27 protein-coding genes are annotated in these 24,590 nt (G+C 65.2%); 20 read left to right on the top strand and 7 right to left on the bottom strand.

Annotated features, from left to right (window positions below; translation table 11 throughout):
- Positions 1-44: 44 nt before the first annotated feature.
- From rapZ to E0E39_RS09495, 8 genes are all read left to right on the top strand, one after another.
- Positions 45-908: an RNase adapter RapZ gene (gene rapZ / locus E0E39_RS09530; protein WP_130874524.1), complete on the top strand. Its 864-nt coding sequence runs from the start codon at positions 45-47 to the stop codon at positions 906-908.
- The gene (locus tag E0E39_RS09525; protein ID WP_130874523.1) at positions 905-1,852 is read left to right on the top strand and encodes a gluconeogenesis factor YvcK family protein; all 948 of its coding nucleotides are present in this window, start codon (positions 905-907) and stop codon (positions 1,850-1,852) included. The genes rapZ and E0E39_RS09525 overlap by 4 nt, the downstream gene beginning before the upstream one ends.
- A gap of 39 nt (positions 1,853-1,891) precedes the next feature.
- Positions 1,892-2,875 (top strand): DNA-binding protein WhiA, encoded by a 984-nt coding sequence (whiA, locus tag E0E39_RS09520; RefSeq protein WP_130874522.1) that lies wholly within the window; start codon positions 1,892-1,894, stop codon positions 2,873-2,875.
- A 141-nt stretch (positions 2,876-3,016) separates the two neighbouring features.
- A complete protein-coding gene (gene gap / locus E0E39_RS09515; RefSeq protein ID WP_130874521.1) occupies positions 3,017-4,012 on the top strand; it encodes a type I glyceraldehyde-3-phosphate dehydrogenase in 996 nt (331 codons plus the stop codon).
- A gap of 81 nt (positions 4,013-4,093) precedes the next feature.
- The gene (locus E0E39_RS09510) at positions 4,094-5,305 is read left to right on the top strand and encodes a phosphoglycerate kinase (protein ID WP_130874520.1); all 1,212 of its coding nucleotides are present in this window, start codon (positions 4,094-4,096) and stop codon (positions 5,303-5,305) included.
- 1 nt (position 5,306) lies between these two features.
- On the top strand, positions 5,307-6,080 hold the full coding sequence (gene tpiA, locus E0E39_RS09505; protein WP_130874519.1) for a triose-phosphate isomerase: 774 nt from the start codon (positions 5,307-5,309) through the stop codon (positions 6,078-6,080).
- A 129-nt stretch (positions 6,081-6,209) separates the two neighbouring features.
- Positions 6,210-6,470 (top strand): preprotein translocase subunit SecG, encoded by a 261-nt coding sequence (gene secG / locus E0E39_RS09500; protein ID WP_245988269.1) that lies wholly within the window; start codon positions 6,210-6,212, stop codon positions 6,468-6,470.
- Positions 6,471-6,503: 33 nt separating this feature from the next.
- Positions 6,504-6,860: an RNA polymerase-binding protein RbpA gene (locus tag E0E39_RS09495; protein ID WP_014846133.1), complete on the top strand. Its 357-nt coding sequence runs from the start codon at positions 6,504-6,506 to the stop codon at positions 6,858-6,860.
- Positions 6,861-6,945: 85 nt separating this feature from the next.
- Here E0E39_RS09495 and E0E39_RS09490 read toward each other — a convergent pair whose 3' ends face one another.
- Together E0E39_RS09490 and E0E39_RS09485 are read right to left on the bottom strand one after the other, a co-directional pair.
- Complete coding sequence (locus E0E39_RS09490; protein WP_244926143.1) at positions 6,946-8,064, bottom strand: SPFH domain-containing protein; 1,119 nt, start codon at positions 8,062-8,064, stop codon at positions 6,946-6,948.
- A 73-nt stretch (positions 8,065-8,137) separates the two neighbouring features.
- Positions 8,138-8,602 (bottom strand): NfeD family protein, encoded by a 465-nt coding sequence (locus E0E39_RS09485; protein WP_126377252.1) that lies wholly within the window; start codon positions 8,600-8,602, stop codon positions 8,138-8,140.
- Between the two features lie 153 nt (positions 8,603-8,755).
- On the opposite strand from E0E39_RS09485, the gene E0E39_RS09480 reads away from it, so the two are divergent.
- A complete protein-coding gene (locus E0E39_RS09480; protein WP_130874518.1) occupies positions 8,756-9,859 on the top strand; it encodes a GNAT family N-acetyltransferase in 1,104 nt (367 codons plus the stop codon).
- Here the strand turns inward: E0E39_RS09480 and pgl are convergent.
- Genes pgl through zwf form a run of 3 tightly spaced genes read right to left on the bottom strand, consistent with a single transcriptional unit; the run spans position 9,841 to position 13,024 of the window.
- On the bottom strand, positions 9,841-10,572 hold the full coding sequence (gene pgl / locus E0E39_RS09475) for a 6-phosphogluconolactonase (protein WP_130875685.1): 732 nt from the start codon (positions 10,570-10,572) through the stop codon (positions 9,841-9,843). The two genes, E0E39_RS09480 and pgl, sit on opposite strands and share 19 nt — an antisense overlap.
- A complete protein-coding gene (locus E0E39_RS09470; RefSeq protein ID WP_130874517.1) occupies positions 10,572-11,474 on the bottom strand; it encodes a glucose-6-phosphate dehydrogenase assembly protein OpcA in 903 nt (300 codons plus the stop codon). The genes pgl and E0E39_RS09470 overlap by 1 nt, the downstream gene beginning before the upstream one ends.
- An 11-nt stretch (positions 11,475-11,485) precedes the next feature.
- A complete protein-coding gene (gene zwf, locus E0E39_RS09465; RefSeq protein ID WP_130874516.1) occupies positions 11,486-13,024 on the bottom strand; it encodes a glucose-6-phosphate dehydrogenase in 1,539 nt (512 codons plus the stop codon).
- Positions 13,025-13,128: 104 nt separating this feature from the next.
- Here zwf and E0E39_RS09460 point away from each other — a divergent pair, with 104 nt between their 5' ends.
- From E0E39_RS09460 to E0E39_RS09410, 11 genes are all read left to right on the top strand, one after another.
- Positions 13,129-14,493 (top strand): DUF4921 family protein, encoded by a 1,365-nt coding sequence (locus tag E0E39_RS09460; protein ID WP_207302466.1) that lies wholly within the window; start codon positions 13,129-13,131, stop codon positions 14,491-14,493.
- Between the two features lie 235 nt (positions 14,494-14,728).
- On the top strand, positions 14,729-15,397 hold the full coding sequence (locus tag E0E39_RS09455; protein ID WP_130874515.1) for a helix-turn-helix transcriptional regulator: 669 nt from the start codon (positions 14,729-14,731) through the stop codon (positions 15,395-15,397).
- A 4-nt stretch (positions 15,398-15,401) separates the two neighbouring features.
- Complete coding sequence (gene sufB / locus E0E39_RS09450) at positions 15,402-16,841, top strand: Fe-S cluster assembly protein SufB (protein WP_130874514.1); 1,440 nt, start codon at positions 15,402-15,404, stop codon at positions 16,839-16,841.
- The gene (locus tag E0E39_RS09445; protein WP_073969960.1) at positions 16,841-18,049 is read left to right on the top strand and encodes a SufB/SufD family protein; all 1,209 of its coding nucleotides are present in this window, start codon (positions 16,841-16,843) and stop codon (positions 18,047-18,049) included. Before sufB ends, E0E39_RS09445 begins: the two co-directional genes overlap by 1 nt.
- The gene (locus tag E0E39_RS09440; protein ID WP_130874513.1) at positions 18,046-18,375 is read left to right on the top strand and encodes a non-heme iron oxygenase ferredoxin subunit; all 330 of its coding nucleotides are present in this window, start codon (positions 18,046-18,048) and stop codon (positions 18,373-18,375) included. Before E0E39_RS09445 ends, E0E39_RS09440 begins: the two co-directional genes overlap by 4 nt.
- Positions 18,376-18,380: 5 nt before the next feature.
- Complete coding sequence (gene sufC / locus E0E39_RS09435) at positions 18,381-19,148, top strand: Fe-S cluster assembly ATPase SufC (protein WP_130874512.1); 768 nt, start codon at positions 18,381-18,383, stop codon at positions 19,146-19,148.
- Between the two features lie 48 nt (positions 19,149-19,196).
- Positions 19,197-20,432: a cysteine desulfurase gene (locus tag E0E39_RS09430; protein ID WP_130874511.1), complete on the top strand. Its 1,236-nt coding sequence runs from the start codon at positions 19,197-19,199 to the stop codon at positions 20,430-20,432.
- Positions 20,429-20,872, top strand: a complete 444-nt coding sequence (gene sufU / locus E0E39_RS09425; RefSeq protein ID WP_130874510.1) for a Fe-S cluster assembly sulfur transfer protein SufU — start codon at positions 20,429-20,431, stop codon at positions 20,870-20,872. The genes E0E39_RS09430 and sufU overlap by 4 nt, the downstream gene beginning before the upstream one ends.
- Positions 20,872-21,252, top strand: a complete 381-nt coding sequence (locus tag E0E39_RS09420) for a metal-sulfur cluster assembly factor (protein WP_014846148.1) — start codon at positions 20,872-20,874, stop codon at positions 21,250-21,252. The genes sufU and E0E39_RS09420 overlap by 1 nt, the downstream gene beginning before the upstream one ends.
- A gap of 114 nt (positions 21,253-21,366) precedes the next feature.
- A complete protein-coding gene (locus tag E0E39_RS09415) occupies positions 21,367-21,987 on the top strand; it encodes a DUF1269 domain-containing protein (RefSeq protein ID WP_130874509.1) in 621 nt (206 codons plus the stop codon).
- A gap of 102 nt (positions 21,988-22,089) precedes the next feature.
- Complete coding sequence (locus tag E0E39_RS09410) at positions 22,090-22,911, top strand: alpha/beta fold hydrolase (RefSeq protein WP_130874508.1); 822 nt, start codon at positions 22,090-22,092, stop codon at positions 22,909-22,911.
- 10 nt (positions 22,912-22,921) lie between these two features.
- On the opposite strand, the gene E0E39_RS09405 is transcribed toward E0E39_RS09410, so the two are convergent.
- Both E0E39_RS09405 and E0E39_RS09400 read right to left on the bottom strand, forming a co-directional pair.
- Positions 22,922-23,203, bottom strand: coding sequence for a hypothetical protein (locus E0E39_RS09405; RefSeq protein WP_130874507.1), 282 nt, complete (start codon positions 23,201-23,203; stop codon positions 22,922-22,924).
- Between the two features lie 11 nt (positions 23,204-23,214).
- Positions 23,215-24,426 (bottom strand): TFIIB-type zinc ribbon-containing protein, encoded by a 1,212-nt coding sequence (locus E0E39_RS09400; RefSeq protein ID WP_130874506.1) that lies wholly within the window; start codon positions 24,424-24,426, stop codon positions 23,215-23,217.
- Positions 24,427-24,590 lie beyond the last annotated feature (164 nt).

Genomic DNA, 24,590 nt, shown 5'->3' with positions numbered 1-24,590 from the left:
GTGAAATCGTGATGCCCTTCGGGCGAGCGACTAGTGTCTCCTCCATGGTGGAAGTGCAGGGGCCTGCGGAGATCGTGATCGTGACGGGAATGTCCGGGGCGGGGCGGCGCACGGCCGCCCACACCATGGAGGACCTGGGCTGGTACGTGGTGGACAACCTGCCTCCCGCGATGTTGCCGATTCTCGTGGACCGGATGGGGATGGCCGAGCGGCTGGCGGTGGTGGTTGACGTGCGCTCAAGAGAGGAGTTCGAGCAGCTCCCCGCCGCTTTCTCGGAGGTCAAGGCACGGGGTTGTCGCGTCACGGTTCTGTTCCTGGAGGCCAGCGACGACGTCATCGTGCAACGCCAGGAGTCCAACCGCCGACCGTTGCCGCTGCAGTACGACGGCAGGTTGCTCGACGGTATCGTGCGTGAACGGCGGCTCCTGGCGGATCTGCGGGCCTCCGCCGACATCGTGGTGGACACATCCCGGCTCAGCGCACGGCAGCTCGCCCAGCGCGTCTCCAATCATTTCGGGACCGACGCCACCGACAACCTGAGTGTCGCGCTGATGTCGTTCGGATTCAAGAACGGGCTGCCGGTCGATGCCGACATCGTCTTCGACGTGCGCTTCCTGCCGAACCCCTACTGGGTCCCGGAGCTTCGTCCCAAAACCGGGTTGTCGCCTGACGTCGCATCCTACGTGCTGTCCCAGGACGCAGCCCAGGAATTCCAGAAGTGCATGCTGGGAATCATCGACGTGGCCGCCCCCGGATATCTCACGGAGGGCAAGCGTCAGGTCACCGTCGCGATCGGGTGCACAGGCGGGAAGCACCGTTCCACATCCATGACCGAGGAACTGGCAACCCGGCTACGCGCCCAGGGGTACGGTGTCAGTGTGCTGCACCGGGATCTGGGGAAGGAATGAACCGGCCGAGAGGATCCGCGGTCGTCGCCTTCGGGGGAGGCCACGGGCTCCACACATCCCTGACGGCCCTGCGCCGGATCACCGACCGGCTCACGGCCGTGGTCACAGTGGCCGATGACGGAGGTTCCTCCGGACGGCTGCGCAGTGAATTCGGCTGTCTGCCACCCGGCGACCTCCGCATGGCCCTGGCGGCGCTGTGTGGCGACGACCAGGTGGGGCGACGTTGGGCGAGTGTTCTCCAGTCGCGGTTCACGGGGGATGGGCCGTTGGGTGGGCACGCCATCGGGAATCTGCTCATAGCAGGTCTCTGGCAGCAGCTGGATGATCCCGTTGCGGGCCTCGACATGGTGGGGGAACTGCTCAGGACTCGTGGCAGGGTGCTTCCGATGAGCTCGGTACCCCTGCAGATCGAGGCCGATGTACTGGGACTCGATCCCCTCGCCCCGGACGAGTTGTGCACCCTGGCGGGGCAGGCCACCGTCGCCAAGACCCGGGCGACGGTCCAGTCGGTCAGGTTGGTGCCCGAGAACCCGCCGGCCCATCCGGAGGCGGTGGCCGCGGTCCGACAGGCCGATGCGATCGTGATGGGGCCCGGGTCCTGGTTCACATCGGTGATTCCTCACCTGCTCGTCCCGGAACTGCGTGACGCGATCCTGTCCACGCCGGCCCGTCGCATCCTCGTGATGAACATCGCGGCCGCCGACGAAACCGATGGGTTCACGGCCTCTCGGCACATTGAACTGTTGGCGGAGCACGCCCCGACCCTGCGCCTCGACTTCGTGCTGGCCGATGTCGGGTTTGTCGGTTCCGACCGCCATCTCACTCGGTTCGCCGCCTCGCTCGGGGCCGAGCTGGCGGTGGCGGACATCCGGTGTCACGACGGCAGCGCGCGCCACGACCCGAAACGACTCGCTGATGCCTACCAGGAGCTTCTTGTTAGCTGAAAACCACCCCACGAGGGATTTGATGGGATGATGGCTCCCATGGCGTTGACCCAGAAGGTGAAGACGGAGTTGGCGGCGGTGGCAACCCCCCATCCAAACGCGCGTCGGGCTGAGGTTGCGACGATGCTCAGGTTTGGCGGTGGGCTCCACCTCGTGGGTGGCCGTATCGTCATCGAGGCGGAGCTGGACTCCGCGCCGGCGGCCCGGAGGCTACGTACCTACATCCACGATCTCTACTCCCTGGACTCGGATCTCCTGGTGATCAACGCGACGGGCCTGCGCCGCACCACCCGGTATGCGGTGCGGGTGATCCGTGACGGCGAGGCCCTGGCCCGTCTGACCGGGCTGGTGGATCAGCGGCGCCGTCCCGTCCGGGGGCTGCCGGCAGTGGTGGTCGGTGGTTCCATAGCCGACTCCGTCGCGGTGTGGCGAGGGGCCTTCCTGGCCCGGGGATCCCTGACGGAACCGGGACGTTCCATGGCCCTCGAGGTGACCTGTCCCGGGTCGGAGGCGGCACTGGCGCTGAGCGGTGCCGCCCGGAGACTCGGCATCACCGTGAAGTCCCGCGAGTCGCGCGGTGTCGACCGCGTGGTGCTCCGCGACGGCGAGGCCATCGCCGACCTGCTGACCCGGATGGGGGCCCAGGAAACCCGCCTGATCTGGGAGGAACGCCGCATGCGGCGCGAGGTCAAGGCCCAGGCGAACCGGCTTGCCAATTTCGATGACGCGAACCTGCGGCGCTCCGCCAGGGCCGCAGTCGCCGCCAGCGCCCGGGTGGAGCGTGCCCTGGAGATTCTGGGAGAGGACGCCCCGGCACACCTGGTGGCAGCGGGCAGGCTTCGCATCGAGCATCGTCAGGCGAGCCTGGAGGAACTCGGCAAGTTGCACGACCCGCCGCTGACCAAGGACGCGGTGGCCGGACGCATCAGGCGTCTGCTGGCCACCGCGGACAAGGCGGCCGAGGCCGCTGGCATTCCCAACACCGAGGCCTCGCTGCCCTCCGACCTGGCTGAGACCCAGTGACGAAGTTCATGCGACTCCACGTGTGCCGAACCCTTCTGGGATCGGGTTTGAATGGCTAGGATGGGGCTGTCCGAAGGGCGTCGGTTGCGCCACCCAGGTGCGGCGGGCTCCCAGGTATCTCGCGAAGGGGATCTATTCGAAATGACCGTCAAGGTTGGAATCAACGGCTTCGGCCGCATTGGACGCAATTACTTCCGCGCGCTCGTCGCATCCGGCGCTGATCTCGAGGTGGTTGCCGTCAACGACCTCACTGACAACAAGACCCTTGCCCATCTCCTGAAGTACGACTCCATCCTCGGACGCTTCCCCGAAGAAGTCTCCTACGACGATGACGCCATCAAGGTCGGTGGCAAGGAGATCAAGGCATTCGCCGAGAAGGATCCGGCGAACCTTCCCTGGGGCGAGCTGGGGGTTGACATCGTCATCGAGTCCACCGGCTTCTTCACCGATGCCACCAAGGCCAAGGCCCACCTGGAAGCAGGCGCGAAGAAGGTCCTGATCTCTGCTCCCGCCAAGAACGAGGACATCACCATCGTCATGGGCGTCAATGACGACAAGTACGATCCGGCCGCCCACAACATCATCTCCAACGCATCCTGCACCACCAACTGCCTGGCTCCCATGGCCAAGGCCCTCAACGACGGCCTCGGCATCGTCAAGGGCTTGATGACCACCATCCACGCCTACACCCAGGACCAGAACCTGCAGGACGGTCCGCACAAGGACCTGCGCCGTGCCCGCGCCGCGGCTCTCAACATCGTGCCGACCACCACGGGTGCTGCGAAGGCGGTGGCTCTCGTGCTGCCCGAGCTGAAGGGCAAACTCGACGGATACGCGCTGCGTGTCCCCACTCCGACCGGTTCCGCAACCGACCTCACCTTCGAGGCCCCCCGCGAGACCAGCGTCGAGGAGATCAACGAGATCGTCAAGAAGGCCGCTGACGGCCGGATCCTCGTCTACACCGACGAGCCCCTCGTCAGCAAGGATATCGAGACCGACTCCGCGTCCTGCACCTTCGACTCCCAGCTGACCAAGGTCATCGGCAACCAGGTCAAGGTCGTCGGCTGGTACGACAACGAGTGGGGCTACTCGAACCGCCTCGTGGACCTCACGGCCCTTGTCGGCAGCAAGCTCTGATCTCACCCAAGAAGTGACGCCTCGGCCCCGTCTGCACTCGTGCTGGCGGGGCCGTCGCGTCCCCACCCGAAAGGATCTTCAATGAAGTCTGTCTCCCAGCTCGGAGACCTCGCCGGTAAGCGTGTGGTCGTCCGCTGCGATTTCAACGTACCCCTGGATGGTGCCAAGAACATCACCGATGACGGCCGGATCCGTGCCGCCCTGCCCACCCTGAACGAGCTGCGCGACGCGGGGGCCCGGATCGTCATCCTGGCCCATCTCGGCCGACCCAAGGGTGAGCCCGACCCCAAGTTCTCCCTCGCCCCCGTAGCGGCCCGCCTAGGCGAGCTGCTCGGCGCCCGGGTGAAGTTCGCCACCGACGTGGTGGGTCCGTCGGCGAAGGCCACCGTCGAATCCCTCGGCAACGGTGAGGTGGCCCTCCTGGAGAATGTCCGTTTCGAGGCCGGGGAGAAGTCCAAGGACGAGGCCGCCCGCAAGGAACTGGCGGAGAAGTATGCCGCCTTCGGGGATTTCTTCGTCTCCAACGGCTTCGGCGTGGTGCACCGCAAGGAGGCCTCCGTCTACGACATCGCGAAGCTGCTGCCGTCGGCGGCCGGTTCGCTCGTGAAGGCGGAGATCGACGTCCTGGAAGGGCTCACCGAGAACCCGAAGCGCCCGTTCGTCGTGGTGCTCGGTGGCGCGAAGGTGGCCGACAAACTGGCCGTCATCGACAATCTCCTCAAGGTGGCCGACACCCTCGTCATCGGCGGCGGCATGGCCTTCACCTTCCTCAAGGCCCAGGGGTTGGGGGTCGGGGAGTCGCTGGTCGATGATGCTTCCATCGAGGCCTGCACCGGTTACCTGAAGGCTGCCGAGGCGGCAGGCAAGCGTATCCTGCTGCCGGTCGACGTGCGTGTCGCATCCGAGGTCGACTTCGGTGCACGCACCGTCGGTCAGGTGGACGTGGTCCCGACCGACGCCATCCCTGCCGACAAGATGGGTCTCGACATCGGTCCCGCCACCGAGAAGCTGTTCGGTGACGCAGTACGCCAGGCCAGGTCGGTGTTCTGGAACGGCCCCATGGGGGTGTTCGAGATTCCCGGGCTGGAATCCGGCACCCGAGCGGTCGCGCAGGCCCTCACCGAGGTTGACGGCATCAGTGTCGTCGGCGGTGGTGATTCGGCCTCCGCGGTGCGGGCCCTCGGATTCGCGGAGGACGCCTTCGGACACATCTCCACTGGTGGCGGTGCATCGCTGGAGCTGATGGAGGGCAAGGTTCTTCCCGGCATCGCTGTTCTGAAGGAAGGCAACTGACATGGCACGCAAGCCCATCATGGCCGGCAACTGGAAGATGAACCTGAACCACGTCGAGGCGACGGGGCTGGTCCAGAAACTGGCCTGGACCCTGGCCGACAAGGAGTACGACGGTAGCTCCGTCGACTGCGTCGTCATTCCACCGTTCACCGACCTGCGCACCGTACAGACCCTCATCGAGGGGGATCGGTTCCCGATCCAGCTCGGTGCGCAGAACGTCTCCGAACACGACTCGGGCGCCTACACGGGCGAGATCAGCGCAGGGATGCTGGCGAAGCTGGGGGTCCGTTACGTGGTGGTCGGGCACTCGGAGCGCCGCGAGTACCACGGCGAGACCGACGCCCTGATCAACGCCAAGGCCCTGAAGGTCCTGGCCGCGGACATGACCCCCATCATCTGTTGCGGTGAAGGCCTGGACGTCCGCAAGGACGGCCGCCACGTGGCGTACACCCTCGAGCAGGTTCGTGGCTGCCTGAAGGGCATTCCCGCCGAGCAGGTGGCCTCGCTGGTCATCGCCTACGAACCGGTGTGGGCGATCGGCACGGGCGAGGTGGCCACACCCGAGGACGCCCAGGAGGTCTGCGGCGCGATCCGTGGCGAGGTCGCGAAACTGTACGACCGGGCCACTGCGGATGCGGTCCGGATCCAGTACGGGGGCTCCGTGAAGGCGTCCAACGTGGCCGAGATCATGGCCCAGCCGGATGTCGATGGCGCCCTCGTCGGCGGCGCCAGCCTGAAGGCCGAGGAGTTCGCCGCGATCGTGCTGTTCTCCTGAGCCGGAATTCCGTGGATGGGGTTGTCACCGGATTTTAACCGGCGGCAATCCCATTTTCGGGACGTGGCGTGAAACGCTTCGGGCCCCCACGATGTGGTGGATTTGAACCCCTCGGTTAAACTACTGCGCGTGATTGTCCCCCTCGTCAGCTGGCCCATAGCCACCCTGTCGGTCATCCTGATCATTCTGAGTGCGTTGCTGGCTCTGTCAGTACTCCTCCACAAGGGCCGCGGTGGCGGCATGTCCGACCTGTTCGGTGGCGGCATGTCCACTTCGATGGGCGGTGTGTCCACCGCTGAGCGGCGATTGGATCGCATCACCCTTGTGTTGACGCTGATCTGGGTGTTGACGATCGTCGGGCTGCTGGTGCTCTACCGCATCGGCGTCTGAGAAGAGAATGTTTCCGAATCCTGAGGAGTAGTTGTGGCAGGTGGCAACGCCATCCGAGGCAGCCGTGTTGGCGCCGGACCAATGGGTGAGGCCGAGAGGGGCGATGCGGCCCCAAGACTTCACGTCTCCTACTACTGTGCCAGCGGGCACGAAACCCGTCCCGCCTTCGCCGCCGACGCGGTGATCCCCGAATCCTGGGATTGTCCCCGCTGCGGGTTGCCCGCCAACACCGATGCGGAGAACCCGCCGCCACCGCCGAAGATCACCCCGTACAAGACCCACCTCGCCTACGTGAAGGAACGCCGCACCGACGCGGAGGCGGCCCAGATCCTGGAGGAAGCGGTGTCCTCGCTGAGGGCCCGCCGGGCAGCCGGCGAAATCCTCTACTGACGAGATGAACAACCCAGTTGTGAGCGAATCCCCGCCCGGACGGAACCGGACGGGGATTCGCTCTTTCTGTTTCCGGGGTTGTGTTTCACTGAGCGTCGTACGGACCGCCGGGGTGCGGCCCCCAGGCCCCCGGGGAATCGGGGTCCTGGTGTTGCGGTTGCGGGGAGGGCTGCCCCAACCGCCGGTTGCCTCCTGTGCCTTCCATGGCCTGGGCGTCGGCTATGGCCTGCTTCACCGTGGCGTCGCTCTGTTCGTGGTCCTTGCGTGCCTGTTCCGCGATCTCGGCGTGCACGTCGACCGGTTCCGGGGCGGAGAAACGCTGGGAGGCCCGCGAGACGTAATCCCGCACGTCGGTGGAGTTCGCCACCTGCCCCAAGCCCTTCAGGGCGTCGCTGAGTTCGCTGGGAACGATCCACATCTTGTTCGAGTCGCCATTGGCCAGGCGGGGCAGCATCTGCATGTACTGGTAGGCCAGCAGGGCCTGGTCCGGTTCCGCGGCGTGGATGGCGCTGAAAACCGTGGTGATGGCCTGGGCCTCACCCTCGGCGCGCAACATCTGGGCCTGCCGGTCGGCCTGGGCGCGGAGAACGGCCGCCTCGCGATCACCCTGGGCACGGAGGATCGCGGCCTCCCGGTCGCCGCCAGCGGAGAGGATCTGGGACTGGCGCTGGCCCTCGGCCAGAAGAATCGAGGCCCGCTTGTCGCGTTCCGCACGGGCACCTTTCTCCATGGCGTCGCGGATGGTCGGCGGCGGCTCGATGGCGCGCAACTCGACCCGGTTGACCTTGATCCCCCATTTGCCGGTCGCCTCGTCCAGCACCGCGCGCAGACGGTTGTTGATCTCCTCACGGGAGGTGAGGGTGGCCTCCAGATCCATGCCGCCGATGATGTTGCGCAGCGTGGTCATGGTCAGCTGCTCGATGGCGGCACGGTAGTTCTGTGCCTCGTAGGCGGCCCGGACCGGATCGACGATCTGGAAGTAGATCACCGAGTCGATCGAAACTATGAGGTTGTCCTCGGTGATGACGCCCTGGGGCGGGAACGGCACCACCTCCTCGCGCATGTCGAGGATGTAGCGGATCCGGTCGAGGAAGGGCACCATGAGGTGCGGCCCGGGATCGAGGACCCTGCGGAACTTGCCCAGGCGTTCGACTATGGCCACCTGCTGTTGGCGGATGATCTTCAGGGTCGCGGCCAGCACCATGACCACCAGAACGGCCAGGATGCAGAGAATCAGGGTGAATACGGGCGGCAATGTTTCTCCTTGCGGTTTCGGATCAGTTGGCGATGGGATAGACGATCAGGGTGATGCCGTCGAGTTTGTAGACCTCGATCCTCTCCCCGGCTTCGATCACGATGGCCTCGTCGTAGCTGCGGGCCTGCCAGATCTGCCCGTCGATCTTGACCTCACCTGAGTTCGAGGTGATCCGGGAGACGACCTCCCCGAACGAGCCGATCAACTTGTCGAGTGAGGAACGGTATCCCGGGGCACGACGGGCCTTCTCCAGAAGCGTGGGGCGCAGCAGGAAGAGCGTCGCCACCGCGGTGGCCAGGGCGACGATCACCTGGAGCCACAGCAGGTGGGGGAACAACAACGCGACCACGCCGCCGGCGAGGGCACCGGCCGCGAGCATCAGCAACGTCAGGTCCAGGGTGAGCAACTCGGCAACTGCCAGCAGCAACGCCAGCACGCCCCACGCCGCCCACGGGTTCTGGCCGAACCAGATCAGGAAATCAGTCATGGCGGCTCCCGGTTCGTCGTCCGAAAGTGAATTGCGGCCCACCAGGCCTCGGGTGCGCATTGAAACCAGTGGTTCTCCACACCGGTTTCATATCCTTCTGCATGAATCAACGCTACCGGAAACGTGGCCAGAACCGGAGGATAGGGTGAGGCCGTGAGCGATTTTGAGATCCGCGAATTCACGCTTCCCGGGAGCGCGAATGAGGAATGGGCTGCCTACTGTCGCATGAACACCGATGACAGCGTCGAGGCGCTCGGCCCCCAAGGGCCTCGGAACAGTCCGGAGGCCGACCTGAGAGCTGCGCATGCCGCCCTTACCGAGAGCCGGGTGCGACGCTGGCTGGCCTGGGTCAAGGACCGGCCCGTCGGTTTTGCCAGGCTGGTGGTGGATCTTGTGGACGAGCCTGAAGGTGCGATGGCGCACGTCTACGTCAGGCCCGGGTACAGGCGGCGGGGAATCGGGCAGGCGCTCGCGGAGGTGGTGCAGTCAGCCCTGGAACCCGGAACCCGTTACGTCAACCTCGAGGTTCCGACCCCGGTGCCGGGCCCGGGCGACGAAGTGTTGCCCAGTCCTGTTGGGGAGGGGGCGCTGTTGGCTTCCAGCCCACGAGCGCGGTTCGCCCTGCGTTACGGCTTCGTCCTGGGGCAGGTGATGTGGTACTCCCGTTACGAATTCGCCGCTCCGGCCGTCGCGCTGAGCGATGTTCTCGCCACGGCCGGGGTCGCGGCCGGGCCGGACTACGAGGTGCACTGCCTGGAGGGGGAGGTACCCCCGGGGTGGGCGGCCGGTGTTGCAGTGCTGAAACAAAGCATGAGCACCGATGCGCCACCCGGTGGGCTGATCATTCCCGAGACGTCCTGGGATGCGGACCGCGTGCACGCGGAGTACGCGCGATTCAGCTCGACGAACCGGCTTTTCCTCGGGATCGTGGTGCACGAACCAACAGGAAGGGTCGTGGCGTTGAATGAGCTGTCCGCATCGCGTGAGTGGCCTGACGGCATGATCCACCAGAGGGACACCATCGTGCTTTCCGAGTATCGCGGCCACCGGTTGGGAACGCTGGTCAAGGCAGCCAACCTGGAGGCGGCGCACGCCGCCCTGCCTAATGCCCCCGCGGTCCATACCTTCAATGCGGCCGAGAACCATCACATGCTGGCCGTCAACGAGAACCTCGGATTCCGCCGGGCCGCCGCGCTCGGAATGTTCCAAGCCGTCAGGGAACCCGTGGAATCTGCCGCTCAGAGCGGGCAGACGTAGCGGGGAGGCAGCTTCGAGGCGGCCGCGTCGTCGATGAACCAGTACGTGGCCTGCTGTCCGTGGGCGTGGGAAGCCGGCAGGGTCTTGTCGCCGCCGAGGGCCCGGAGCAGCGCGTCGGCCTTGCCGGTGCCCGTGACGATGAACCAGATCTCTCCGGATCTGTTGAGGGTCGGGATCGTCAACGAGATGCGTTCCGAGGGTGGTTTCGGGGAATCCGTCACCCCGATCACGCTGCGGGAGGTGGACTCGAAACTCGGATGCCCCGGGAAGATCGAGGCGACGTGACCATCCGGCCCCATGCCCAGGAAAGTCAGGTCGAAGCGGGTTTTCCCCAACTCGGCAGCGTATTCGGATGCGCTGTCGTGTGGGTCAGCGCGACCGTCGCGCGCCGCCATCATGTGGATCCGCGCCGACTGGATGGGCAGGGTGCGTCCCAATCGGCTGATGGCCTGGAGGGAGTTCCTGTCGGGATCCGTGGCGGCCACGAAACGCTCATCCCCCCACCACAGGTGAAGGCGTCCCAGGTCGAGTTTTGCCTCGGCGGACAGGTCCGCGAAACGCTCGTAGACCAGGTCCGCGGTGCCACCACCGGTCAGGCACACGTGCACCTCCTCGCGGCTGCCCAGCAGTTCCGTGGTCTTCTGCATGAACCGGCGGGCGACCACGTCCGCCACCTGCTGCGCCGATTCCAGGCGCACCACCCGGGTGAACATCACTCACCCACCCGCGTGGCGATGTGGCTCACTACCGACTCGAAGACGTCATCGGGATCCATACGTTGCAACTCCTCCGTGAGCAATTCGGTGAGAGGACGTCGTTTCAACGCCACTTTCCGCTCCGGCTGGCCCGGCACGGCGTAGCGGGCGATGGTCTCGGAGCGGCCCCTGTTGATGACGATGTCTCCCTGGTCGGTGGTCAGCCTCGCCTCCGAGATTCCCGGCTGGTCGCTGTCCTCGTGCAGCACCGGGACCCCCAACTGTTGCTCCAGCCATGCCACCAAAAGAGTGGAGCAGGCGTTGTCAGGAGTGGAACGCACCAGGGCGGAGGTGACGTGTTGGGGGAACTGGTCCAGGGCGGCGGCTAGTAGCGTACGCCAACGTGTGATCCGGGTCCAGCACAGGTCCGTGTCACCGGGAGCCAGGTTGCGGGCGCGGATCGCCAGGGCCAGTTGTGGATCTGGTGCCCCCATCGAGTCAGTGATCCGTCGTGTTGCTAGTCGCCCGATCGGATCTTGAGCGGGTGCGTCGGGTGCGTTATGGGGCCACCAGACGATCGTGGGGGAGTCGGGGAGCAATAGGGGCAGCACGACGGAGTCGCCGTGCAACGCCAGTTCGCCGTTCAGCTTGAGGGCGATCAGGTCTCCTGGGAGCCCCTCGCCGACCTGGATCTTCGCGTGAAGGCCCGTCTCCCCGCCGGCTTTGGAGATGACGATGACCCTTGACGGGTGTGCCATCGCCGAGGCGCGAGCAGCCTCGAGTACCTCATCACGGTGATTGTCGTCAGTGATCGCCAGCAGAGTCAGGACCATTCCACTGGTCGGCCCGACCTCTCGGTGGGCCCTGATCAGCGCGGACGTGATGTCCTGGGTCGTGGTGTTGTTGAGTTCGATGATCACGGCTTCCTCCTCTACGGCCTACGCCAGGTGTTGCCGTCACGGGCCAACATCTCGACTGCGCTGGCAGGGCCCCAAGTGCCCGCTGCGTAGGGGTCCGGCTGGGTTGGCAGCGAAGCCCAGTAGTCGAGAACCGGATCCAAGATCTTCCAACCAAGCTCCACCTCCTCGTGCTGCGGAAACAGCGGGGGATCACCCAGCAGCACATCCAGAATTAGGCGCTCGTAGGCCTCCGGGGAGGTCTCGGTGAAAGATCCTCCGTAGACGAAGTCCATGGAGACATCACGGATTTCCATCTGCGTTCCCGGCACCTTGGCGCCGAAACGGAGGGTGACGCCCTCATCGGGTTGAATACGCATCACGAGGGCATTCTGTCCCAGAGCTGCGGTTTCGGTTTTCGGGAAGGGCAGGTGAGGCGCCTGTTTCAACACGAGGGCGACCTCAGTGACCCGCCTCGGCATGCGTTTGGCGGCTCGAAGGTAGAAAGGCACTCCTGCCCAGCGGCGATTGTCCACGTCAACCCGTATTGCCGCGTATGTCTCGGTGCGGGAATCGGGGGAAACGCCATCCTCTTCCAGGTAGCCACGAACCAGGCGACCACCCTGCCACCCGGCGGCGTACTGGCCGCGGGCCGTGTGATCGGCGTAGTTGGGGGAAACCTGGGCGGCCGCCAGCACCTTGGTCTTCTCTGTGCGCAGCTGTGAGGCCTCGAAGCTGGTCGGTTCCTCCATCGCGGTCAGGGCGAGCAGCTGCAATAGATGATTCTGGATGACGTCGCGGGCTGCTCCGATGCCGTCGTAGTAGCCGGCACGGCCACCGATGCCGATGTCCTCGGCCATGGTGATCTCCACGTGGGAGACGTAGTTGCGGTTCCAGAATGGCTCGAACAGCTCGTTGGCAAAACGCATAGCGAGCATGTTTTGAACCGTCTCCTTGCCCAGATAATGATCGATTCGGAACACCTCGTGGGGGGAGAAGAGCTGGCTGACGACGTTGTTCAGTTCACGGGCCGAACGCAAGTCGTGGCCGAAAGGTTTCTCAATCACGACCCGGTTCCAGGTGCCGGTGTCATCACCGGTGATGGCGTTCCGTTTGAGCTGGGAGACCACCTGCTCGAAATACGACGGCGGGATGGACAGGTAGAAGGCGTGGTTGCCGCTGGTGCCGCGGGCCTGGTCGAGTTCCTCGAGGGTGGTGCGGAGCCGCTGGAAGGCCTCGTCGGAGTCGAACGTGCCCGGCACGAACCGGATACCTTCCAGAAGCTGCTCCCAGACCTCCTCCCGGAAACGGGTTCGGGCGTTCTCCTTGACCGCGTCGTGGACCACCTTCGCGAAATCCTGATCGGTCCAGTCGCGGCGGGCGAAACCCACCAGGCCGAAACCGGGGGGAAGCAGGCCACGGTTCGCCAGGTCGTAGACGGCCGGCATCAGTTTCTTCCTGGAAAGATCGCCCGTGACGCCGAAGATCACCAGGACGCAGGGACCCGCGATCCTCGGCAGTCGCCGGTCCCGGGGGTCGCGGAGCGGATTGCTGCTGGTCACAGTTCCGACCATACCGGTTGCCGCTGCACCGGGAGTCCCGTGGAACGGATGGCGACCAGGTTTTGCAGCGGCCCGGCCACCCGCGACCCCACTCGCAGGGTGGAACTTTCCCGGTCGTGGGACATCCGAACCCGGAGATGATCTACGGTGGCGCCATGCAGCCCTACGTCAGGCAACCCGAGTACCTGTCCACCATGGCCGACGGAACGGTGAAACAAGTCGGTCCGCTCACCGGAACCGAGGTGTGGACCGTACCGGGACGGGGCAACCGGCCCCTCGGTCTTCAACGCCCCGAACCCCACCCCATCGATGAGACGGCCCACGGTACCCACTGCGCCTTCTGCGAGCAGCGTTACCTGGAGACCCCGCCGGAAAAGGCCCGCGTGGTGCGCTCCGGAGACGAATGGGAAACGCTGATGGAGCTTCCCGCGGAGAAGCTGTTCACCACGACCGCCGAATTTCGTTGCGTTCCGAACTTGTTCGAGATCCTGAGCTTCGACTACTGGCGCGCCAATTACGGGTTCGAGCTTCCGGAGTCCGCGGCCCGGCATCAACGGGCCTACCTGGCATCCCCCGAGGGACTGGAACACGTGTTGCGGGTGGCCGAGACGAAACTGCGGGCCTCCGGGCACGGCACCGGCCAGGTCGCCGCGATGACCCGGGAACAGCGCCTGGATGCGGCTTCCGGTTTCTTTGGTGGCGGACATGACGTGATAATCGCCAGGCGGCACTTCGTCGACGGAGCGGTCGATGACACGCAGCTCGCCGGTTCCGGGACCCTGACCCCCGAGGAACACGAGAAATTCATCGCCTTCACGATCGACTCGGTGCGCCGCAGCTACGAGAACAACCGGTATGCCCGCTACGTGACCGTTTTTCAGAACTGGCTGAAACCTGCGGGCGCGTCCTTCGACCATCTCCACAAACAGCTCGTCGCCATCGACGAACGAGGCGTCCAGCACGAGGTGGCGCTCGCCCGGCTTCGGCAGGACCCGAACCTGTTCAACGAGGTGGGACCGAACTACGCGGGCTACCACAACCTGATCGTCGCCGAGAACGACCACGCGGTCGCTTTCGCGGGCTTCGGACACCGCTATCCCACCCTGGAGATCTACTCCTGCTCCGAGTTCTCCGATCCCTGGGAGCAGACCGCCGAGGAGGTACGGGGCATGTCGGACCTGATCCATGCAATGCACGCCGCCACCGGGGTCGACGTGGCCTGCAACGAGGAATGGCATTACCGGCCGATCGATGTCGCGCTCCCGATGCCTTGGCGGGTGATGCTCAAGTGGCGGGTCTCCACCCTCGCCGGTTTCGAGGGGGCCACCAAGATCTACCTGAACACCATCTCACCCGTGATGCTGCGCGACAGGGTGGTCGAGAAACTGCTCGCCCTTAGGGAAGCGGGCCGGCTGGCTCCCGGGATCCGGATCGCCACGGAAACCCGGTGCCGCCCCAATCCGCTGCGCTACTCCCGCTGAGGCCACGTGAACCGGGATTCCCGCGCGGGCCTTCGGGTTGCGCCGCGGCGGGCGATGAGTATTGTTGCGGAAAAGGCTTGGAATCCCGGGGACCGGTTTGACCTGGGAGAAGGGCGGAACCCCTCCGACCGCGCCGGGGGTGGCCGTGGGCCGTGATGGTTAGGCTGCCCTAGCTTGATACGCTTGGGAGATTCCGAAAGACTGGCGTGTGCAAATTCGCTGGGAGGAGGGTGTCATGAGCGCAGCCACGCAGGAAACCGACAACTCCACCCGAGAACGGGTGGTTCGCTCCATCCTGGAGCACGGGCCATCCACGGCACGAGAACTCGCCGAACGCTTGAACCTGACCCCCGCCGCCATCCGCCGCCACCTGTCGGCCCTCCTGGAGGAGGGAACCCTGGGTTCGCGTGAGCAGCGGGTCTACGGGGCGCGCGGCCGGGGCCGTCCGTCGAAGGTGTTCTTCCTCACGGACGCGGGACGTTCCGAGTTCCACCAGGCCTACGACGAGCTGGCCATAGTCGCCATCCGGAGGTTGATCGAGGCGGCCGGTCCGCAGGCCATGGTCGACCTGGCCTCGGAACGCGTGGACGAGATCGAGAGCCGCTTCAACGAATTGCGCGAGGCCCATCCCGAACGCACCCCCATCGAGCTGCTCACCGAGGCGCTGGGAGCCACCTACGCCCCCTCGGTCAAGCCGGTCCGTTCGGGCGACCAGCTGTGCCAGCACCACTGCCCGGTGGCGCACGTCGCCGCCGAGTTCCCCCAGCTCTGTGAGGTCGAGACCCAGCTGTTCTCGCGGCTGCTGGGCAGCCACGTCCAGCGGCTCGCAACCATTGCACACGGGGACGGGGTGTGCACCACCCACGTTCCCAACCCAGTCATACCAAGCAAGATCAGGAAGTAACCACATGACGACCACGCCACAGGCCCCCGGAGTGGGAGCCACGCAGGACGAGCACCTGGAAGCCCTCAGCGGCTACCAGTACGGCTGGCACGACTCCGATGCCGCCGGTTCCGCCGCCCAGCGAGGCCTCAACGAGGCCGTGGTCAGACACATCTCCGAGCTGAAGGGCGAACCCGAGTGGATGCGGGACCTGCGCCTGAAGGCCCTCAGGCTGTTCGGCAAGAAACCCATGCCAACCTGGGGCGCGGAACTCGACGAGATCGACTTCGACAACATCAAGTACTTCGTCCGGTCCACAGAGCGTCAGGCGCAGACCTGGGACGACCTGCCCGAGGACATCAAGAACACCTACGACAAACTCGGCATCCCCGAAGCGGAGAAGGCCCGTCTCGTGGCCGGTGTCGCGGCCCAGTACGAGTCCGAGGTGGTCTACCACAACATCAATCAGGAACTGGAACGGCAGGGCGTTATCTTCCTCGACACGGACACCGCCCTCAAGGAACATCCCGAGATCTTCAAGGAACACTTCGCCAGCATCATCCCGGCGGGCGACAACAAATTCGCGGCACTGAACACCGCCGTCTGGTCCGGCGGTTCCTTCGTGTACGTGCCCAAGGGAGTTCACGTCTCCATCCCGCTGCAGGCCTATTTCCGGATCAACACCGAGAACATGGGCCAGTTCGAGCGGACCCTGATCATCGTCGACGAGGACGCCTACGTGCACTACGTCGAGGGCTGCACCGCACCCATCTACTCCTCCGACTCGCTGCACTCGGCGGTGGTGGAAATCTTCATCAAGAAGGGCGCCCGCTGCCGCTACACGACGATCCAGAACTGGTCCAACAACGTCTACAACCTCGTCACCAAGCGCGCCGTCTGCGAGGAGGGCGCCACCATGGAGTGGATCGACGGCAACATCGGTTCCAAGGCGACAATGAAATACCCAGCCGTCTACCTCATGGGGGAACACGCCCGCGGCGAGACCCTGTCAATCGCCTTCGCCGGCGAGGGGCAGCACCAGGACGCGGGCTCCAAGATGGTGCACTGCGCTCCCCACACATCCTCGTCGATCATCTCGAAGTCGGTTGCCCGCGGCGGTGGTCGCGCCTCCTACCGCGGCCTGGTCAAAGTCGATGCGGGAGCTCACCACTCCGCGTCCTCGGTGAAATGCGACGCCCTTCTGGTGGACACCATCTCCCGTTCCGACACCTATCCCTACGTGGACGTTCGCGAGGACGACGTCTCCATGGCCCACGAGGCGACCGTCTCCAAAGTCTCCGATGACCAGCTGTTCTACCTCATGTCCCGGGGCATGGAGGAGGACGAAGCAATGGCCATGATCGTGCGCGGTTTCGTCGAGCCCATCGCCAAGGAACTCCCCATGGAATACGCCTTGGAACTCAACCGGCTCATCGAGCTGCAGATGGAAGGTGCGGTCGGCTGATGTCGGCCCCGGAACGAAACGGACAAGAGGAAAAAAAGTTGAGCACCACTGCTGCAGCGAATGGGATCGGAGCCGTCGAGACCGTCGCATCTCATCTTCATCCCACCCCGTCATGGAACGTCGCCGATCATCCGAAGCCGACAGGTATGGAGGAGATCTGGCGCTTCACCCCGCTGAAACGTCTTGCCGGGCTGTTGACCGAGGGCGACGTGCTTCCCGGACTCGACTGGGAGGGGGAAACTCCTGCTGGCGTGGAGTTCACCGTCATGCCCGTAAGCGCGCTGCGGGACCTCGCTGTCGAACCTCCGGTGGACCGTGTCGCGGCCCTGGCGGTGGCTCGCAGCGCGGAGCTGGCGCTCATGCGTGTCCCAGCAGACACCGAACTCGACCAGGCCAACGTCCACGTCGGGACCGGGAACGGCGTGGAGGCGGCAGAGGTTTTCGTGCTGGAGGTCGGAGCCAACTCCCGCGCCACCATCGTGTTCCACTACAAGGGCAGCGGATCCTACGCCGCGAAGTACGACATTCGGGTCGGTGATGGAGCCGAGGTGAACCTCGTGTACGTCAACGACTGGGATGCCGATGCCATCCACGGCGGCCAGATCAGCCTCGAGGTCGGACGTGACGCCCGGGTCCGCACCGTCCAGGCATCGCTCGGTGGCGCCGTGATCCGGCTCCAGGAGAACGCCCGCTTCGCAGGCCCCGGCGGTGAACTCGAGCAGTACGGTCTCTACTTCGTCGATGCCGGGCAACACATCCAGCACCGTCTCTTCGTCGACCACAACGCCCCGAAGACCAGATCCAACGTGGACTATCGCGGTGCGCTGCAGGGCGAAGGCGCTAACTCGGTGTGGATAGGTGACGTGCTGATCCGGAAGGTCGCCGAGGGCATCGAAACCTACGAGTCCAACAAGAACCTCGTCCTCACCGACGGCTGCCGGGCCGATTCCGTTCCCAACCTGGAAATCGAGACAGGCGAGATCGAAGGAGCCGGTCACAGCTCCACCACCGGCCGGTTCGATGACCTCCAGCTCTTCTACCTGCGCTCCCGCGGCATCCCGGAGGCCGAGGCCAGACGCCTCGTCGTGCACGGTTTCTTCAACGACATCATCCGGCGCATCGGCGTTCCCGAGATCGAGGAGAGGCTGCTGGTCCAGGTGGAGAAGGAACTCGACATGGCGGCCGAGGCCATGAGGGCCGCTCAGTGAGCTTCGTCGCCGTCGCCACCCTCGACGAGCTGATCCCCGAGATCCCGCTCGCCGTCGACGAACACGAGATCGCCATCGTGCTTCACCAGGGCGAGTACTTCGCCATCCACAATCTCTGCAGCCACGGGCACGTTCCCCTGAGCGACGGGGACGTCGAGGACGGTTCGATAGAGTGCTACCTTCACGGCTCCCGTTTTGACCTGCGAAGCGGCCGTGCCCTCTGCCTGCCAGCCACGGAACCCGTCAACGTCTACCCGGTCCAGATCGATGACCAGCAGGTGCTGGTCGATCTCGACCACCCCATCACCGAATTCCAGGAGTCCTGAAAACCATGTCCAATCTCGTCATCTCCGACCTCCACGTCGACGTCCTGACCGAGGAGGGGGCCAAACAGATCCTCAAGGGCGTGGACCTCACCGTGAACTCCGGTGAAGTGCACGCGATCATGGGTCCCAACGGCTCCGGGAAGTCCACTCTCGCCTACGCCATCGCGGGGCATCCCAAGTACGAGATCACGTCCGGTTCCGTGACCCTCGACGGCGTCGAGCTGACCGACCTCACCGTCGACGAACGTGCCAGGCAGGGACTGTTCCTGGCGATGCAGTACCCGGTCGAGGTGCCGGGAGTCTCCGTCGCGAATTTTCTTCGCACGGCCAAGACCGCTCTCGACGGCAAGGCCCCCAAGATCCGCACATGGGTCAAGGACGTCGAGAACGTCCTAAACCGTATGCACCTGGACAGCTCCTTCTCCGCGCGTTCCGTCAACGAGGGTTTCTCGGGTGGAGAGAAGAAACGTCACGAAATCGCCCAGCTGGAGCTGCTCAACCCCAGAGCGGCCATTCTCGACGAGACCGACTCCGGTCTCGACATCGACGCTCTGCGCATCGTCTCCGAAGGAGTCAACCGCTACTCCGCCCAAGGGGACAGGGCCGTGATGCTCATCACCCACTACACCCGCATCCTGCGCTACATCGATCCCACCTTCGTCCACGTCTTCGTCGACGGTCGCGTCGTCGACCAAGGGGGTCGGGAGCTGGCCGACAAACTCGAGGCCGAGGGCTACGAGGCCTACGTCAAGGCGGCGGCCGCCAAGGCCTGAGCGCGCCCGGACCAGGGAGAACGCCAGTCGAGAAGGAAGAGGACCGAAGTGACCTTTGACGTCGAAACGATTCGAAGGGATTTCCCCATCCTGGGGCGCAGGGTGGGGGAGCACCCCTTGGTCTACCTGGACTCGGCCAACACCTCCCAGAAACCCCGGGTGGTCGTTGACGCGATCGCCGAGCACTACCTGCGGCACAACGCCAACGTGGCGCGCGCGATGCACGTGCTCGGTGCCGAGGCCACCGAGGCATACGAGGGGGCCCGGCACCTGGTCGCTTCCTTCATCGGCGCCGCCGCCCCCGAGGAGGTGGTCTTCACCAAGAACGCATCCGAGGCGCTCAACCTGGCGGCCAACACCCTGTCGGCCCGACTGATCCCCGGCGACGAGGTGGTGATCTCCGTGATGGAGCACCACTCGAACATCGTTCCTTGGCAGCTGGTGTGTGAACGAACCGGGGCGGTGCTCCGCTGGTTCGACGTCACCGACGAGGGGCGGCTCGATCTCGAGGCCGCCGAACGTGACGGGCTGATCAACGAACGCACCAGGGTGGTGTCCGTCGCCCACGTGAGCAACGTGCTGGGTACCCGCAACCCGGTGGCCGAGATCGCCGCCAAGGCTCATGCGGTCGGCGCGGTGATGGTGGTCGACGCATCCCAGTCGGCACCCCACCAGAGCATCGACGTCACCGAGCTTGGAGCCGACCTGGTGGCCTTCACCGGACACAAGATGTGCGGCCCTACCGGCATCGGTGTGCTGTGGGGCAGGGGAGAGCTCCTGGAATCCTTGCCGCCCTTCCTCGGCGGGGGGGAGATGATCGAGGTGGTCGAGATGACCCACTCCACCTACGCGGAACCGCCGCATCGCTTCGAGGCCGGCACCCCGCCGATCGCCCAGGCGGCCGGGCTCGCCGCCGCCATCAGGTACCTGCAGGGGATCGGGATGGACGCCATCGCCGCTCACGAACACGAGCTGACCGAGTACATGCTCGCCAAGCTGACCAGCATCGACGGGCTGTTGCTGCTGGGCCCGGCGGAGGCCGTCGAACGCGGATCGGCGTGCTCGTTCAACCTGAAGGGTATCCACCCGCACGACGTCATGCAGGTGCTCGACTCCCGTGGCATCGCAATCCGGGGCGGGCACCACTGCGCCAGGCCGCTGCACAGGAGGCTCGGCCACCAGAGTTCCACCCGGGCATCGGCCCACCTGTACACGACCCGGGAGGAGATCGACGCACTGGCGGATGCGCTGGTGTTCACCCGCGACTACTTCGGAGCACGATGAACCTCGACGAGCTCTATCAGACGATCATCCTCGACCATTACCGCGAGAAGCATCACAGCGGACTGCGGGAACCGTACGAGGCCGAGGTGCATCACGTCAACCCGTCCTGCGGTGACGAGCTGACCCTGCGCGTCCACCTGGACGGCGACACGATCGCCGACATGTCCTACGACGGCGAGGGATGCTCCATCTCGCAGGCATCCACATCCGTCCTGGGCGACCTGGTGATCGGCCGGGACATCGACCACTTCTCCGGGCTCTACGACGACTTCCTGGAGATGATGCACTCCAAGGGGGAGATCACCCCCGACGAGGACCGCTTCGAGGACGCCATCGCTTTCGCCGGCGTCTCGAAATTCCCCGCGCGCGTCAAGTGCGCCCTGCTCGCCTGGTCGGCCCTCCGGGACGCCGTGACCCAGGCCTCAGCGAAGGAGAACTGATGTACACCCCCGACCCGCGCCCCTCGGATCTGGTCAAGGACGAACTGCCCGGCGACGACTCGGCCACACCGATCCCCACCGAGGAGGAGATCGAGGAGGCGATGAAGGACGTCGTCGATCCCGAGCTGATGGTCAACGTCGTCGACCTCGGCCTGCTCTACGGGGTCACCGTGGACGAGGAGGCCAACGTCACCCTCGACATGACCCTCACCTCACCAACCTGCCCGCTGACCGACCGCATCGAGTACGACACGAAATACGCGCTCGACGGCCTCGCGAACTCGGTGACCATCAACTGGGTGTGGTTGCCGCCGTGGACCCTGGAAATGATCACCGAGGACGGCCGCGAACAACTGCGGGCCATCGGCTACAACCTCTGAGGGTCGGCGCGTCCGGGGGGGAGAGGGGCCTTTCCCCGGGTAGCGTGGAAACACCCGTGCGTGGCCGAGATCCGGTTGTTTCGATTCGATCGCGGGTAGTGAACAGGAGGACGCATGTCCGAAAGCATCGTTGTTTTGACCGTTCCCACCCACAGTGGGACCTACGAGGCGTTCAGCAAGCTCAGGAGTGCTCCCGGATTCCAGCTGGGGGCGGCCGTCGTCGTCGAACGTGACGAGAACGGTCAGGTCCGGGTCGCTGACGGGGTGGATCGTGAGGCAGGCGCCGCCACCACCGGCGGATCGCTGGTCGGGATGCTCGTCGGTGTGCTCGGCGGGCCGTTGGGCATGCTTCTCGGCCTGGGAGCCGGGGCGCTGGCGGGTTCATTCGTCGACGCCAGCCGCCTTGAATTCGGCGACGACATCGTCTCCGACTTCGCCAGAACCGTTCCCCCGGGCGGCAACGCGATCCTGGCGCAGGTGACGGAGGACGGCACCGCTGCACTCGACGCGTTCGCGACCAGCGTGGATGGCACCTTGGTGAGGCGGCCCGTCGCCGAGGTGATCAGTGAAATCGAGGCCCAGCAGCAGGCCGCGGAGGCGGCGGCCGAGGCCGCACGGAAAGCCCTGCGGGATCAGAAACGCCAGGAGCGCCAGGAGAAGGTGCAGGAACGCCTCGACAAGGTGCAGGAACGTTTCAGTGCGCTGAGGGCGAAGTTCCGGGATGAGAAGAAGTGATGTCGTGGTGAACCCGCGCCGGCCCCGGTTCCAACCGGGGCCGGCGCCGTTCCGGGGACCCGTCGAGTAGTCTCGAGGGAAGCCGATGATTGGAGGGCGAAGATGCCGAAGCTGACCACCCCGGACCAGGTGAACCTGAACTACACCGACATCGGATCCGGGCGACCCATCGTGATGATCCACGGCTGGCCGCTGTCCGGGGCCGCGTTCGCCGACAACGCCAAGGTGCTCGCCGCCGCCGGATACCGGGTGATCACCTACGACCGGCGCGGGTTCGGGCAGTCCGGGAAACCCCGCGACGGCTACGACTACGACACCTTGGCAGCCGATCTGGACGCCCTGCTGACCGGCCTCGACCTGCACGACGTGGTCCTGCTCGGGTTCTCCATGGGTGGTGGTGAGGTGGCCCGCTACCTGGCGACGCGCGGATCGGAGCGTGTCGGTGCGGCGATCCTGTCCGGGTCCATCTGCCCGGCCCTGTGTATCACGAAGGACAATCCCGACGGCGCCATGCCCCGCGAAGGATTCCAGGAGCTGGCGGATGCCTGCGCCGCCGACCACGCCGGTTTCGTCGACCAGTTCTGCGGCTGGTTCTACAGCAACGACCAGGGGCTCACCGTTCCCGAGGAGGTCCGGCAGCAGGCGGTTGAGATCGCCCGGCAGTCGGCCCCGCACGCCGCGGTTGCAACCATTCTCTCCTGGACCGAGGACCTGCGCGAGGACTGTCGCCGCATCGACGTCCCGCTGCTGGTGATCCACGGCGACGGGGACCAGAACGTCCCGCTGGCCAGGTCCAGTGCCCGCATGCCCGAGTACGCGCCGCAGACGCAGCTGGTCGTGATCGAGGGTGGACCCCACGGGATCAACGTCTCCCACGCGGATCAGTGGAACAGAGCCATCCTCGATTTCCTGACCGACATCTGATGGGCTGTGGTCATTGGGGTCGCAGTCGGTTTCTCGGGTTGCTGGAGTACTCGTGGCCCCTCACGTGCTTGTCCTGGGTGCGGCTGATGGAATCGAAGTAGGTGTCCGACCCCTGGACGTTCTGGAGCTCGATGTGGGTGGTTCTCTCGAACTGGTATGACTTGTCGGCGTTTCTGTACCGCGACATGACATAGCCGTAGAAGGCGATGGCGGCGACCGGCCCCAGTGCCAACAGGGCAAGCCGGATGCTTCCCGAGGACGAGCGCTCCAACAGAACCAGCCAGAAAGACATGTCCGCTCCCATCACAAAGTTGCCACGAACAGCACCAGCCCGATTGCGGTGCCGATGACGAGGACCAGGAAGGTCATCAGGTACAGCATTGTCCGGTTGATGGGCACTGACCCCATCACGTTGCCGTTCTGGCCGTTGACCGCCACGAAATGTTTCAGCCTGCGATCGGGCTGGTAGTAGGAGTACAACCACACCGGCAGGTAGATCGTCACCCAGCGCGAGCCCTGGAGATCGACGTGTTCGGAATCCCAACGAACTCCGCGGTCGTACTTCTCCACCATGCTCTCTCCCTTCGCGCGGGCAATGCTCAGCAGGTGGTCCCGGACGGTGTGATCCATCTCGGTGACGTTCACGTCACGCCGCTCGCTCGTGAATCCACGAAGATAGTTCGGGTTGTAGCGCAGGGCGTCCTTGACGTTGAAGGGCAGGATCGCATTGATGATGTTGTTCGTCTGGGACGGGTCGACCATGTTTCCGCGTTCGCGATTGGACTCCAGCAGCAGGTCGTCGACGCTCATGTCGAAACCTCGCGTCACGTTGTAGACGTCGGCCGAGTAGTAGGTCTCCCAGGAGTCCCCGCGCTTTTCCGTCCAGCTTCTGGTCTGCACCTCGCCCTGCCCTGTCAGATCGGCATGCGCCTGCCCGTCGAAGACGAAATAGGGAAGATAGACGCCGACCACGTTCTCGGGGGCGAATTCCCGTTTGAACCTGGGGTGGGCGTAAAACTTCCGCTTCTCCACGAACCCACGGATGGTCTCGACGGCGTCGTGCTGAAGAATCAGAAACGGAGCCACGGCATCCGGAGCGGCGCCATTGCTGATCCTGGCATTGGGGGAGAGGTAGCTGCGACACCAGTGGCAGCGCACCTGCACGGTTTCGTGCACGTCGATGACCACCTCCGCTCCACAACCATCGCATTTCAACGTGACCATGCTCTGCTCGGCCAGGTTCTGGGAGGAATGTGTCACGGTGGTGCCCTGCAGGTCCCGGATCCCGCCGGTGAGGTCAACCTGATCCTCCAGACGTGGCTCGTTGTGGCGGGATCGGCAGTTTGCGCAGACCAGTGCATGGGCCTCGACGATGTAGCGGATGTCGGTGCCACCGCAGTTGGGGCACTTGATCATCACCCCGGTGCGTTCATTCTCCGGAATGTCGAGCACATGGGGCTCTGGCACGGTGGCCTGGGTCTCCTGCCGGGCCATGGCCTCCGGCTGCGGAGGCACCGGGGGAACCGGAGAGTTTCCCGGGGCGCCGGGGGAAACCGGCTGTGCCGAAAACCTTCCCGGGGCGGCATATGGGTTCTCGCTCAAGGGATTGGGCATCTGCTGTGGCGGGGAATGTCGTGGTGCGGGTTGCTGGGACTGGTGAACCGTGGGAGGACCTCCGG

The sequence above is a fragment of the [Pseudopropionibacterium] massiliense genome, assembly GCF_900607225.1.
GTDB lineage: Bacteria > Actinomycetota > Actinomycetes > Propionibacteriales > Propionibacteriaceae > Arachnia > Arachnia massiliensis.
This window is presented reverse-complemented; position numbering and strand designations above follow the sequence as displayed.

Coding starts and splice junctions, on each gene's coding strand:
- rapZ (WP_130874524.1), top strand. CDS start 45: ATGGTGGAAGTGCAGGGGCCTGCGGAGATCGTGATCGTGACGGGAATG.
- E0E39_RS09525 (WP_130874523.1), top strand. CDS start 905: ATGAACCGGCCGAGAGGATCCGCGGTCGTCGCCTTCGGGGGAGGCCAC.
- whiA (WP_130874522.1), top strand. CDS start 1,892: ATGGCGTTGACCCAGAAGGTGAAGACGGAGTTGGCGGCGGTGGCAACC.
- gap (WP_130874521.1), top strand. CDS start 3,017: ATGACCGTCAAGGTTGGAATCAACGGCTTCGGCCGCATTGGACGCAAT.
- E0E39_RS09510 (WP_130874520.1), top strand. CDS start 4,094: ATGAAGTCTGTCTCCCAGCTCGGAGACCTCGCCGGTAAGCGTGTGGTC.
- tpiA (WP_130874519.1), top strand. CDS start 5,307: ATGGCACGCAAGCCCATCATGGCCGGCAACTGGAAGATGAACCTGAAC.
- E0E39_RS09490 (WP_244926143.1), bottom strand. CDS start 8,064: ATGGTGCTGGCCGCGACCCTGAAGATCATCCGCCAACAGCAGGTGGCC.
- E0E39_RS09485 (WP_126377252.1), bottom strand. CDS start 8,602: ATGACTGATTTCCTGATCTGGTTCGGCCAGAACCCGTGGGCGGCGTGG.
- pgl (WP_130875685.1), bottom strand. CDS start 10,572: ATGTTCACCCGGGTGGTGCGCCTGGAATCGGCGCAGCAGGTGGCGGAC.
- zwf (WP_130874516.1), bottom strand. CDS start 13,024: ATGGTCGGAACTGTGACCAGCAGCAATCCGCTCCGCGACCCCCGGGAC.
- E0E39_RS09455 (WP_130874515.1), top strand. CDS start 14,729: ATGAGCGCAGCCACGCAGGAAACCGACAACTCCACCCGAGAACGGGTG.
- sufB (WP_130874514.1), top strand. CDS start 15,402: ATGACGACCACGCCACAGGCCCCCGGAGTGGGAGCCACGCAGGACGAG.
- E0E39_RS09445 (WP_073969960.1), top strand. CDS start 16,841: ATGTCGGCCCCGGAACGAAACGGACAAGAGGAAAAAAAGTTGAGCACC.
- sufC (WP_130874512.1), top strand. CDS start 18,381: ATGTCCAATCTCGTCATCTCCGACCTCCACGTCGACGTCCTGACCGAG.
- sufU (WP_130874510.1), top strand. CDS start 20,429: ATGAACCTCGACGAGCTCTATCAGACGATCATCCTCGACCATTACCGC.
- E0E39_RS09420 (WP_014846148.1), top strand. CDS start 20,872: ATGTACACCCCCGACCCGCGCCCCTCGGATCTGGTCAAGGACGAACTG.
- E0E39_RS09415 (WP_130874509.1), top strand. CDS start 21,367: ATGTCCGAAAGCATCGTTGTTTTGACCGTTCCCACCCACAGTGGGACC.
- E0E39_RS09410 (WP_130874508.1), top strand. CDS start 22,090: ATGCCGAAGCTGACCACCCCGGACCAGGTGAACCTGAACTACACCGAC.
- E0E39_RS09405 (WP_130874507.1), bottom strand. CDS start 23,203: ATGTCTTTCTGGCTGGTTCTGTTGGAGCGCTCGTCCTCGGGAAGCATC.